This is a genomic window from Xanthomonas bromi (assembly GCF_900092025.1).
GTDB classification, from domain to species: domain Bacteria; phylum Pseudomonadota; class Gammaproteobacteria; order Xanthomonadales; family Xanthomonadaceae; genus Xanthomonas; species Xanthomonas bromi.
This window is the reverse complement of sequence record NZ_FLTX01000073.1, coordinates 1-12,123: the sequence shown is the minus strand read 5'-3', so window position 1 is coordinate 12,123 and position 12,123 is coordinate 1. Positions and strand designations below refer to the sequence as shown.

Genomic DNA, 12,123 nt, shown 5'->3' with positions numbered 1-12,123 from the left:
CTTACCGAAGCGGCAACCACCAACGCATTTGCTCCACCATTGCCTAACGCCCAAGTTCAGGGGTGCGCGCCTGGCGTGGCCGAAGCGTGCGCTGGTGAAGGCGTCTGCTGCAACGCCCAGTTAGGCGCTAGTGAGATGGGAGATGGTTCAAGCATGCGTAGCCTTCCAGCGCAGCATCTCTTCTTTGATGAAGTGGTTCACCAGGTCGGAGAACATGCGCTCAATGGCGTCAGGGCTGAGGCCTTCCTGCGCGGCCCATTGGCGGCGCTGTTCGAGCATGGCTTTGAAGCGCTCAGGTGCACGAACTGAGGTGGCTGAAGTTTTGAAATTTGCGGCCGCCAGGACGTATTGGTAGCGTTTGCCGATGAGGATGACAACTGCGCGATCAATTAAGTCGATTTCGGCGCGGATGTCGTCCATTCCTGCGCATTGCTCTGGCGATAACCTGTTTTCGATCTGCATCCCTGTTCCTGATGTGTGTGCGCCTAACGCCTGAATGAAGCCGAGTTGCGAAGCAACTTTGGCTTGAATGAATTATTAGGCGCCAACCTACGGCACAAACCCGCTAGGAAGCAACCTGACCTCCGTAGCCATGCAAATGCCGTTGCAGCCGGACAGCAGGCGCACTCCCAAGATGGTGCCGTGAGGCGCAGGCTCTGCCTGGACAATGACCACAGGTTGCTCGTAGCCATCCTCAAGTGACTGGATTGCACAGCAAGGAAGTGCCATTGGGACGGCAGAGGAACCACCTGGTAAGTGGAAGACTGCGGAGCCCGCTGCGACGTCTGCCTCCGTAGCCGGACGGCAGATAACACAGGGCGTGTTGCGCCACTCACTTCCTGCTATTGAACCCCAAAGTCGGCCACGTTTATTGGACCGCCTAACCGCGGTGTTGCACTTAGTACCCGCAATCGGCGGACGCGTGGGAATAGGCTCTTTCTATCCAATATCAACCACTTACTCGATAGTGTGGTCCACGCCTGACATCGATGCGGATGGTATTATCCCACTGTTGGGCAGGCGTATGCATTACAACCAGGGAGATGGAGGCGTAACAGCGCGGTCGGGGCCGAAGCTGTTGGATCAGGTGCGTGATCGGCTGCGGGTTCGGCACTACAACCTACGCACCTAGCAGGCGTATTTGAGCGGGATACGGCGCTTCATCCTGGCCAGCGGCAAGCGCCATCCGGCACAGATGGGGCAGGTGGAGGTCGAGGCTTTCCTGACACGGCTCGTCACCGATGAGCGGGGGTCGGCAGGGACGCAAAATCAGGCCTTGGCGGCGCTGTTGTTTCTCTAACGCGAGGTGCTGCGCATCGAGCTGCCGTGGAGGGAAAACCTGGTGCGCCCCAAGCGCCCCAAGCGCCCCAGGCGCATTCCGGTGGTGCTTTCGCGCGAGGAAGTTTCACGCCTGTTGGCCGTGCTGGAGGCACCGTTTTGGTTGCTGGCCAGTCTGCCCTATGGCAGCGGCATGCGTTTGCTGGAATGCCTGCGGCTGCGTGTCAAGAATGTGGATGCCGAGCGCAGCGAGATCGTGGTGCGTGACGGCAAGGGTGGTCAGGATCGGTGGGTCCCGCTACCGCTTAGCCTTCGAGACGCGCTCATGCGTCAGCGCGAACGTGCACTGCTGGTCCATGCCGCCGATCTGGCGGCCGGTGCCGGACGGGTGTTCCTGCCGCATGCGCTGGCACGCAAGTATCCCAATACCGACGCCGAACCTGGTTGGCAATACCTGTTTCCATCAGCGCGCCAGTGGCGGGATCCGCGAAGTGGCTGGGTGGGTCGGCATCATGTGTCCGAGGAAGTCCTGCAGCGTGCGGTACAGGTGGCACGTCGCCGTGCCGGCATCGCCAAGCCGGCCACCTGCCACACCTTGCGCCATTCGTTCGCGACGCATTTGCTGGAGGCTGGCAACGACATCCGCACTGTGCAAGAGTCATTAGGTCACAAGGACGTGGCCACCACGCAGATCTATCCGCAGGTATAGGCCTCGGTGCGTCTGCGGTGCGCAGTCCGCTGGATGCGCTCGGCCTGACGGTCAGCGACGAGTGATGCGGCCATGCCGGCGGTAGCTGCTTGCAGCCTTGGGGTGACACGTATCGGTCCCGTTGCCGGTGCATTTACGCATGCCGGCAAAGGGTCCAATCTCGATGCAGCCGCAACAACGGTTCAGCCGTCCAGCATGGCCTTGTCGCGTACCGCACCCTTGTCCGCACTGGTCGCCAGCAACGCATACGCTTTCAGCGCCGTGGTGACCTTGCGTGGGCGCACCTCGACCGGCTTCCAGCCCTTGGTCTCTTGCTCTGCGCGGCGAAGAGCAAGTTCCTCATCCGAGATCAGCAGGTTGATCGAACGATTGGGGATGTCGATCAGGATCCTGTCGCCGTCGCGCACCAGGCCGATCGCACCGCCTGCGGCGGCTTCCGGCGAGGCGTGGCCCATCGACAGGCCCGAGGTGCCGCCGGAGAAGCGGCCATCGGTCAGCAGGGCGCATTGCTTGCCCAGGCCCTTGGATTTGAGATAGCTGGTGGGATACAGCATTTCCTGCATGCCGGGGCCGCCCTTGGGGCCTTCGTAGCGGATCACCACGATGTCGCCTGCTTTTACTTCGTCGGCGAGGATGCCCTTGACCGCCGAATCCTGGCTCTCGAACACGCGCGCGTTGCCTTCGAAGACATGGATGGATTCGTCCACGCCCGCGGTCTTCACCACGCAGCCGTCGCGGGCGATGTTGCCGTACAACACGGCCAGGCCGCCTTCCTGCGAAAACGCGTGTGCGACATCGCGAATGCAGCCGTCGCTGCGGTCGGTGTCCAGGCTGTCCCAGCGCGTGGCCTGGCTAAACGCGACCTGCGTGGGAATCCCGGCCGGGCCGGCCTTGTAGAACGTGTGCACGTTTTCATCGTCGGTCTGGGTGACATCCCATTGCGCGATGGCATCGGTCAGCGTGCGTGCGTGCACGGTGGCGGCGTTGGTATGGAGCAGGCCGCCGCGTGCGAGTTCGCCGAGAATGGCCATGATGCCGCCGGCGCGATGCACGTCTTCGATGTGGTATTTCGGCGTGTTCGGCGCCACCTTGCACAGCTGCGGCACGCGCTTGGACAGGCGGTCGATATCCTGCATGCCGAATGCAACCTCGCCCTCCTGCGCAGCCGCAAGCAGATGCAAGATGGTGTTGGTCGAGCCGCCCATGGCGATGTCCAGCGTCATCGCATTTTCGAATGCCTCGAAGGTGGCGATGCCGCGCGGCAGGGCAGTGGGGTCTTCGGCGCCGTACCAGCGGTGACACAGTTCCACCGCCACGCGTCCGGCACGCAGGAACAACTGTTCGCGGTCGGCGTGCGTGGCCACCACGGTACCGTTGCCCGGTAACGACAAGCCCAGCGCCTCGGTCAGGCAGTTCATCGAGTTGGCCGTGAACATGCCCGAGCACGAGCCGCAGGTAGGGCAGGCGCTACGTTCGAACTCGGCGACCTTCTCGTCCGATGCGCTGTCGTCGGCAGCGATCACCATTGCGTCGATCAGATCGAGTTTATGTTCGGACAATTTGGTCTTGCCGGCTTCCATCGGGCCGCCAGAGACGAACACGGTCGGAATGTTGAGCCGCAGCGCAGCCATCAACATGCCCGGCGTGATCTTGTCGCAGTTGGAAATGCACACCAGCGCGTCGGCGCAATGCGCATTGACCATGTATTCGACCGAGTCGGCGATGATTTCGCGGCTGGGCAACGAATACAGCATGCCGTCGTGGCCCATCGCGATGCCGTCGTCCACGGCGATGGTATCGAACTCCTTGGCCACGCCGCCGACGCGTTCGATTTCGCGCGCGACCAGCTGACCAAGATCCTTCAGATGCACATGCCCGGGCACGAACTGCGTGAACGAGTTGGCGATGGCGATGATGGGTTTGTGGAAGTCGCCATCGCGCATGCCGGTGGCGCGCCACAGGGCGCGGGCGCCGGCCATGTTGCGGCCGTGGGTGGAGGTCTTGGAGCGATACTCGGGCATGGCGAAGTCGACGGCTGATTGGCGAGCGGTGGCTGGCAATTAGACCGCGTCGCGACTGTTGCTGCTGCAACCGTCGCAGGCGCGTTCCGGTGACCGCGCACGTTAGCACGCAGTGCTGTGCGCGGCGGCGGTGATAGCGGGCGTATCCGCATGGGCCATGCAGGCACGGCGCAGCGCTGGATGTACAACGGGTAATCAACGATCGCGCGCACTCGTCATGCCGGTGCGGATAGCGCGTGGAAGCCGCAGTGTGCGAGGAGTGCATGCCGAATGCGGATAGCGCCACGCCGGCCTGGCGGTAAGCATCGGCGTTTTGATAACCGCTCTTGGTGCGGATCTGCAGTTCTCGCCCCGTCATCGATGTAGCGGCAGGTGGTATGCCAGGCAGGCCTGGAAACATCACTGAGCATCCGTCGCGCAAATCCCAATCAAAGCCAAACAGTGTGCTCCCTGCCTCTGCGATCAGATCGCCACCGGAAGCGCCGAACCGGGCGCCTGTCGCACGACACACGCCACCATGCCCGGACCACAACCTGCTGCGCCGCTACACTAGCCAGATGTCTTCGCCACTTTCCTGCCGCCGGGGCTGCGCTGCCTGCTGCATTGCGCCCTCGATCAGTTCGCCGATTTCTGGCATGCCCAACGGCAAGCCTGCCGGCGTGGCGTGCGTGCAGCTGGATGCGCAGCTGGGTTGCCGGCTGTTCGGTTCGCCATTGCGTCCGGCGGTGTGCGGCAACCTGCGGCCGTCGCTGGAGATGTGCGGAACCTCACGCGAGCAGGCGTTGTCGACGCTGAGCGCGCTGGAGCGCGCGACCCGGCCCTGAGCTGCGGCGCGCGCAACGCGGCGATCAGCTGCCACTGGACACGCCCAGGTACTGATCCTTGAGCCGCACGTAATGTTGCGCGGAGTAATGCAGGCTTTCGATTTCCCTGTCACTGAGCGTGCGCGCCAGGCGTGCGGGGTTACCCAGCCATAACTCGGCCTCGCCGACGACCTTGCCCGGTCCCACCACCGCGCCGGCACCGACAAAGCCATAGCGTTTGATGGTGGCGCCATCGAGCACGCAGGCGCCCATGCCGATCAGGCACAGGTCTTCGATGGTGCAGGCATGCAGAATGGTGCCGTGGCCCACGGTGACGTCTTCGCCGATCAGTGTGGGGTAGCCGGCCTTGTTGAACGGGCTGTGGTGACTGACATGAATGATGGTGCCGTCCTGCACGTTGCTACGCGCGCCGATCTGCACATGATTGACGTCGCCGCGAATCACGGTGCCCGGCCAAACCGAGACGTCATCGCCCAGGCGCACCTGGCCGATGATGGTGCAGGCAGGGTCGATGTAGACGCGTGCGCCGAGTTGCGGGGTGTGGTCCAGGAAGGGGCGAATCGGGGTCACGGCATCTCCGTCAAGTCGGCGTGCCGCCACCTGCGGCCACGCTGCGGATGATACCTGCGCAATGGTTGGCTCAGCGGCAGCACCAAGCCAGCACGCTTGCAGCAACGACACCGCAGATGTGCGGCACGCAAGCGCGCCGACTGGTTTGCCTGGGCAGGGCTTGGCGCGTGGTCTGTGGCGCGCTTGGATGCGCCACGCCGCTGGCAGCACGACATGCAAGGCATCCGAAGACATCGCAGTGCAGGCGAAGTTGCGTTGTCGCAGTGTCCGATAAGCGCACACCCCTGCGGTGATCGGCCTTGAATGGGGGTTGCAATCGGCCTAGCTTGCAAGCAGTAGCTAGGCCTTGCGCACCGGTCCTCGCACGCAGGACTGCTCCGCGCGTGCGACACGGTCTCGCACACGGCTCTCGCCAATCGCGACTGCGGTGTCTTCGTACCAACCCCTCACACCACAGGACATGCCAATGCGTCAGCACACTGCACCGTCTGGGCACTTCGTGCTGGAGCGCATGACGCCGTTTCAGTGGAGGGCCGTGGCGGTGTGCGTGTTGCTGACGATGCTCGATGGCTTCGACGTGATGGCGATGGCATTTACCGCACCGCACGTGTCGGCAGACTGGCAGTTGTCGGGCAAGTTGTTGGGTGCGCTGTTCAGTGCCGGACTGGTCGGCATGGCGCTGGGCTCGTTGTTGCTGGCACCGCTGGCCGACCGCATCGGCCGCCGCGCGCTGACGTTGATTTGCCTGGCGATCCTGACCGTCGGCATGGGCGCCTCTGCACTGGCAGGCAATGCCTGGCAACTTGGCGCATTGCGGGCATTCACCGGCATCGGGATCGGCGGAATGCTGGCCTGCGTGGCGGTGACCGCCGCCGAATATTCCACTGCACGTTGGCGCAGCACCGCTACGGTGTTGCAGGCCACCGGCTATCCGGTCGGCGCCACGTTGGGAGGTGCGCTCGCCGCGCTGCTGTTGCAGCACTGGTCCTGGCCGTCGGTGTTCTGGCTGGGCGCGCTCGGTTCGCTGCTATGCGTCCCGCTGGTGCTCGCCTTCCTGCCGGAGTCTTTGGAATTCCTGGTCGCGCGCCGGCCGCCCCATGCGCATGCGCGCTTCAACGCGGTGCTGGCCCGTATGGGTATGCCCGCGCAGCCACATTTACCACTCCCGCCGGTGCCAGCGGCCGGGCAGGCCGAGGGCTATGCCGCATTGTTCGTCGGCACGCTGCGGCAGCAATCGGTGCTGATTGCGCTGGTCTTTTTTCTGCTGATGTTTAGCTTCTATTTCGTGCTCAGCTGGACGCCCAAATTGCTGGTGACGGCCGGTTTGTCGGCCGCCCAGGGCCTCACCGGCGGGGTGTTGTTGAATCTGGGCGGCATTGTCGGCGGCACCTTGTTCAGCTGGCTGGCCCTGCGTGCGCGCCTGTCGTGGCTGACCGCCGGCGCACTGGTCATCGTGGCCGTTGCAATGGTCGCCTTCGGGCTGAGCAGCACGGTGCTCAGCTGGGCATTTGTCTTTGCATTGCTCACCGGCGCGGCGCTGAGCGCCGCGATGGGGGGAGCGTATGCGATTGCCCCGGTGCTCTACGCCGCGTCGGTGCGTTCCACTGGCATGGGCTGGGCGATCGGCGTGGGGCGCCTTGGCGCCATCTTGTCGCCACTGGGCGCCGGGGTAGTGCTGGATGCCGGATGGTCGCCTGCCATGTTGTATCTGGCCTGCAGCGTGCCCTTGCTGTTCGCCGCCGGCGCCGTGCTCGCGATGCGGTTGCCGGAGCGTTGAACTGCTCGGTTGCCGCCGTACCCGGCGTCGCGGCCCGGCTCGCCCAGACCGGGGCACGGACCAAAGAAATCGTGCCAAGTGCCGATAACCACACAGACCGCCAAGTCGTGGCGGGCTCTTCGTGGACATTGTGCAGACCAGTGCCGGCATGCTCAGAACCATCGACTCAGATCAACTCCGCCCCGGCATGTATGTCTACAAGCTGCTGGGCGCGTGGGTGCATCATCCGTTCTGGAAGACGTCGTTCCTGGTCGATTCCGACGATGTAGACAAGATCCATGACAGCCGCATCGAGCAGCTGGTGATCGATACCGCGCGTGGGCTGGATGTGGAAGCGCCCGCACCGTCTGGCGCGCACGCCGAACCGGACACGTCGCCGCGCCCCGCGCCTGCTTCGGAGCCTGCCGCGCCAGAACCGCCGGAGCCTGGCGCACCGCCGCGTAGCGCGCGTACCAACAGCGTCACCGCTCAGGTCGGCATCGAAGCCGAGGTGGTGCGCGCACGCCGTATTTTCGAAGACGGCCGCGACATGGTCGAGGCGATGTTCCGCGATGTGCGGCTCGGGCGCACTGTGGACACCGAGGCGGCCATGCCGTTGGTGGAAGCCATCAACGACTCGGTACTGCGGCATCCGCAGGCATTGATCAGCGTGGCGCGGCTCAAGACCGCCGACGATTACACCTATCTGCATTCGATGGCGGTGGCCGGCTTGATGAGTGGGTTGGCGCGTCAGCTCGGCCTACCCGAGGCGCAAGTGGTGGAAGCGGCGATGGGCGGCCTGTTGCACGACATGGGCAAGGCGGTGACGCCGCTGGAGATCCTCAACAAGCCCGGCCGGCTCACCGCCGAAGAAATGGACGTGATGCGCCGGCATCCGCTGGATGGCCATCGGCTGCTGGTGGCCGGCGGCGTGCAGAACGCGGTTGTGCTGGAAATCGCGCTGCATCACCACGAAAAAATGGATGGCAGCGGCTACCCCAATCAATTGGTGGGCGAACATATTTCGTTGATGTCGCGGATGGGGGCGGTGTGCGATGTCTACGACGCCATCAGCTCGGACCGGCCGTATAAACGCGGCTGGGATCCGGCCGAATCGCTCAAGCAGATGGCTTCCTGGAAGGGCCATTTCGATCCGACGATTTTCCAGGCCTTCGTGCGTCGGCTGGGCATCTATCCGGTCGGCTCGCTGGTGCGGCTGGAGTCGCAAAAGCTCGCGGTGGTGATCGAGCAGACGCCCGATTCGCTGCTCAAGCCCAAGGTTCGCGTGTTCTATTCGGCCAAGTTGCGCAGCCACGTGCTGGTGCAGGACATCGACCTGTCGCGCCCGGACTGCCAGGACCGCATCGCGCAGATGGAAAGCCCCACCGATTGGGGCTTCCGCGATCTCGAAAAACTCTGGTTGCCGTAAGCGGCTGCGTCGGTGCCGTGCCGGCAGGGACGCCTGCAGTGGCGCGCCTTGCGCCATGCGCGCCGCCCACCGTGGCGTCACCCTGACTGAGAACTCAACGGCACGCCCTGTGACGTGCTTGCGGCATTCGCCGCCCCCAGGCCGGCGAGCACTTGCCGGCGAGCGGACGCGACCATGCTGCGCTGCAGCTTGGCAATGTAGTTATGATCAATAACTATTGCGGAACGCAATCACTTACCAACCGGAACCATGTCCAGTCTTGCCTGGATCACCGCCGCCCCACGCCATCCGCAGCGCGCCGTCGCTGCCTGGCGCCCGCATGGAAGGGTGGTGCGGCGGACATGCGCACAGCGCATGCACCGGCAGCGTGGGCGTCCGCATCGGCAGGCCTGGTCATGTCTACAATGCGGCGCACGCCGGAAATCGGCGTTGCGGATGGCTCGCATCACGCGGACCGGTCCGCCCGCTGCCTTCGTCGCGAGAACCGCCATGCCCGTCACCGCCCCTGCTGCGCCCTTGCCCGATGCTGTCACCACGGTGGATCAGGCGCGCCTGCTGCGGTTGCTGGGATATCGCATCACCCGCACCGAGTTGCTGGTGCGGCGGATGTTCCAGGAGTGCGTGGCGGCGTTCGACCTCAAGCCGGTCGACTTCTCGCTGCTGATGCTGGTGGATGGCAACCCGGGCATCAACCAGCGCCAGATCGGCGATGTGTTGCACGTGTCGCCGCCGAATCTGGCGATCGTGGTGGCCAGACTGGTCAAGCGTCGCCTGCTGCGGCAGGTGCGTGGGCGGCAGGACCGGCGCATGCAGCATCTATCGCTGACCGCGGCCGGTGCCGCGCTATTGACCGCCGCCGAAGCCGAAGTGCTGCGCATGGAAAAGCAGCTCAGTGCGGTGCTCGGTTCCAGCGAAGCACCGCTGTTGCGCGCCCTGGATCGTCTGGACCGTCTGGACACGCCATAACCCGCGTCCGTCGGCCTGCTGCCCGGCAGCGACGCTCAACGAACGTTTCGATTGCCTGTTCGCCAACGCCTGTCTGCCGTGGACGTCAGCAATGCGGCGTCCGGCACCAGCGTCGATTTTAAGTACGTCCATGTGTTCTAGCGCCGGCACAGCTGGCTCCTTCGGAGAATGGCAATGAATTTACAGAACAAGACGATCGTGGTGACCGGTGTGGCGTCGGGCATCGGCGCGGAGGTCGCACGGCTGGCACGATTTCATGGCGCCAAGGTGATCGGTGTCGATCGCACGCCAGTGCAGATGACACTGCACGGCTTTCATCAAGCCGATCTGGGCGACCCGGCATCCATTGATGCGCTCGTACAGGCCTTGCCGGACCACATCGATGCATTGGCCAACGTGGCCGGCGTGCCGGGCACCGTGCCGCCGGATGTGGTGGCGCGCGTGAACTATCTGGGTCTGCGTCATCTGAGCCAGGGCTTGCTGCCGCGCATCGTGTCGGGCGGCTCCATCATCAATGTGGCTTCCATTCTGGGGGCAGAATGGCCGCAGCGTCTGGACCTGCATAAGCAACTGGCCGCGGCCGAGAGTTTCGAGAGCGGCAGCGCATGGCTGGCCGCGCATCCGGTGGCCCACGACACGTGCTATCAATATTTCAAGGAGGCGTTGATCGTGTGGACCCTGCTACAGTCGCGGCCCTGGTTCGCCGATCACGGCGTGCGCGTCAACAACGTGTCGCCGGGCCCGGTGTTTACCCCGATCCTGGGCGATTTCGCCGCCATGCTCGGCGAGGAGCGCGTCAAGGAAGATGCCAAGCGCATGACCCGCCCGGCGTATGCCGACGAAGTGGCCGAGGCCATCGTGTTTCTCGCGTCCGACGCAGCCCGCTGGATCAATGGCATCACCCTGCCGGTCGATGGCGGGCTGGCTTCCACTACGCTCTAAACCCACACGTTTTTTAGCAGGAGGCTGGACCATGAATGCTCTTTCCAGCGCAGCGACCGCTGCGACCGACACCCCCGCGTGGCATGGCTGTCTCTTCAATGGCGAATGGGTGCCCGGTCACGGCGGCAACTTGCCCATTTATGAGCCGGCAACCGGCGCCTTGTTGCATGAAGTCAGCAAGGCCGACCTGGCCGATGTCGCTGCCGCTATCGCACAGGCCAAACAGGCGCAGCGCGCCTGGGCGGCCACGCCGCCGCGCGAACGTGCGGCGGTCTTTCATCGCGCCGCGCAGGTGATGCAGGCACGCAGTGCCGAAGCCACGTTGCTGATTGCGCGCGAAACCGGCGGCATCCTGCCCAAGGCTCAGCGCGAGGTGGACGAATCGGTGGTGTTCTACCAGCAGGCTGCTGGACTGCCGCTGCAGGCCAGCGGCCAGGTGTTGCCGACGTCTGCCGGCCAACTCAGCCTTGCGCGTCGTCTGCCATTGGGTGTGATCGCGGTGATTTCGCCGTTCAATTTCCCGCTGATTCTGTCGCTGCGCTCGGTGGCGCCGGCATTGGCAATGGGGAATGCGGTGATTCTCAAGCCCGACCCGCGCACGCCCTACACCGGTGGCGTGATCATTGCGCAGGTACTGGAAGAAGCCGGCCTGCCGAAAGGCTTGCTGCATGTGCTGCACGGCGATGCGCAGATTGGCCAGGCACTGGTCGAGTCGCCGGATGTGCCGATGATCGCCTTCACCGGCTCCACGGCTGCCGGCCGTCGTATCGGCGAAATTGCCGGACGCCATCTGAAGAAAGTGTCGCTGGAGCTGGGTGGCAACAACGCGGTGATCGTGCTCGACGACGCGGATCTGGACAAGGCCGCCTCGGCCATCGCATTCGGCTCCTACATGCATCAGGGCCAGATCTGCATGGCCACCGGACGCGTGCTGGTGCAACGCAGCGTGGCGCAGGCGCTGACAACGCGGCTGGCCGAAAAAGCGCGCCATTTGCCCGTGGGCGATCCGGTCAGCGGCACCGTTGCATTGGGTCCGATCATCGACCAACGCCAGCTGCAGCGCATCATCGACATCGTCAGCGATAGCGTCGCCGCCGGGGCGGTGGTCGAGGCCGGCGCCACCAATGAAGGCCTGTTCTATGCGCCAACGGTGTTGTCCAACGTGCGCCCAGGCATGCGCGTGTTCGACGAAGAAGTGTTCGGCCCGGTCATCAACATCACTGTGTTCGACACCGATGAAGAAGCTGCTGCGTTGGCCAACCAAGGCGAGTACGGGCTGGCGGCAGGCATTCTGTCGGCATCGGTCTCGCGGGCGCTGGCGTTGGGCGAGAAGTTGCACACCGGTCTGCTGCATATCAACGACCAGACCGTGGCCGATGAGGTCGTCAATCCGTTCGGTGGCACCGGTGCGTCTGGCAATGGCACCAGCGTCGGTGGCCCGGCCGATTGGGAGCAGTACACGCACTGGCAATGGCTGACGATCAAGAACGACGTGCCGCAGTATCCGTTCTGATCGCACTGGCTTGGTGATGGAGTGGCTGACTCGGCCTTCTCCATCGCTGCACGATGACGGTATGGTGCCGGGCCTATTTACCTTCGTTTCTTGTGTAGGCCTGGCACTGCCTTTT

The 12,123-nt window shown here is 64.2% G+C and carries 9 protein-coding genes and 1 pseudogene; 7 read left to right on the top strand and 3 right to left on the bottom strand.

All coding sequences use genetic code 11. The annotated features are described in order from the left end of the window. Window positions 1-147 precede the first annotated feature (147 nt). On the bottom strand, window positions 148-462 hold the full coding sequence (locus XBLMG947_RS19215) for an isochorismate lyase (RefSeq protein WP_065470166.1): 315 nt from the start codon (window positions 460-462) through the stop codon (window positions 148-150). 562 nt (window positions 463-1,024) lie between these two features. Here XBLMG947_RS19215 and XBLMG947_RS19205 point away from each other — a divergent pair. Continuing rightward, window positions 1,025-2,052, top strand: a pseudogene (locus XBLMG947_RS19205) (integron integrase). Between the two features lie 117 nt (window positions 2,053-2,169). Here XBLMG947_RS19205 and ilvD read toward each other — a convergent pair. Beyond that, on the bottom strand, window positions 2,170-4,008 hold the full coding sequence (ilvD, locus tag XBLMG947_RS19200; RefSeq protein ID WP_065470165.1) for a dihydroxy-acid dehydratase: 1,839 nt from the start codon (window positions 4,006-4,008) through the stop codon (window positions 2,170-2,172). 557 nt (window positions 4,009-4,565) lie between these two features. On the opposite strand from ilvD, the gene XBLMG947_RS19195 reads away from it, so the two are divergent. After that, the gene (locus XBLMG947_RS19195) at window positions 4,566-4,832 is read left to right on the top strand and encodes a YkgJ family cysteine cluster protein (protein WP_083993272.1); all 267 of its coding nucleotides are present in this window, start codon (window positions 4,566-4,568) and stop codon (window positions 4,830-4,832) included. A 24-nt stretch (window positions 4,833-4,856) separates the two neighbouring features. Here the strand turns inward: XBLMG947_RS19195 and XBLMG947_RS19190 are convergent, their stop codons facing one another. Beyond that, window positions 4,857-5,402: a gamma carbonic anhydrase family protein gene (locus XBLMG947_RS19190; RefSeq protein ID WP_065470179.1), complete on the bottom strand. Its 546-nt coding sequence runs from the start codon at window positions 5,400-5,402 to the stop codon at window positions 4,857-4,859. Window positions 5,403-5,868: 466 nt separating this feature from the next. On the opposite strand from XBLMG947_RS19190, the gene XBLMG947_RS19185 reads away from it, so the two are divergent. The 5 genes from XBLMG947_RS19185 (at window position 5,869) to XBLMG947_RS19165 (ending at window position 12,008) form a co-directional block, all read left to right on the top strand. Continuing rightward, window positions 5,869-7,179, top strand: a complete 1,311-nt coding sequence (locus XBLMG947_RS19185) for an MFS transporter (RefSeq protein ID WP_065470163.1) — start codon at window positions 5,869-5,871, stop codon at window positions 7,177-7,179. A 148-nt stretch (window positions 7,180-7,327) separates the two neighbouring features. Next, the gene (locus XBLMG947_RS19180; protein WP_065470178.1) at window positions 7,328-8,587 is read left to right on the top strand and encodes an HD-GYP domain-containing protein; all 1,260 of its coding nucleotides are present in this window, start codon (window positions 7,328-7,330) and stop codon (window positions 8,585-8,587) included. 435 nt (window positions 8,588-9,022) lie between these two features. Continuing rightward, window positions 9,023-9,553, top strand: coding sequence for a MarR family winged helix-turn-helix transcriptional regulator (locus XBLMG947_RS19175; protein ID WP_065470162.1), 531 nt, complete (start codon window positions 9,023-9,025; stop codon window positions 9,551-9,553). Window positions 9,554-9,727: 174 nt separating this feature from the next. Beyond that, window positions 9,728-10,495, top strand: coding sequence for a coniferyl-alcohol dehydrogenase (locus XBLMG947_RS19170; protein ID WP_065470161.1), 768 nt, complete (start codon window positions 9,728-9,730; stop codon window positions 10,493-10,495). Between the two features lie 31 nt (window positions 10,496-10,526). After that, window positions 10,527-12,008, top strand: a complete 1,482-nt coding sequence (locus tag XBLMG947_RS19165; protein ID WP_065470160.1) for a benzaldehyde dehydrogenase — start codon at window positions 10,527-10,529, stop codon at window positions 12,006-12,008. Window positions 12,009-12,123 lie beyond the last annotated feature (115 nt).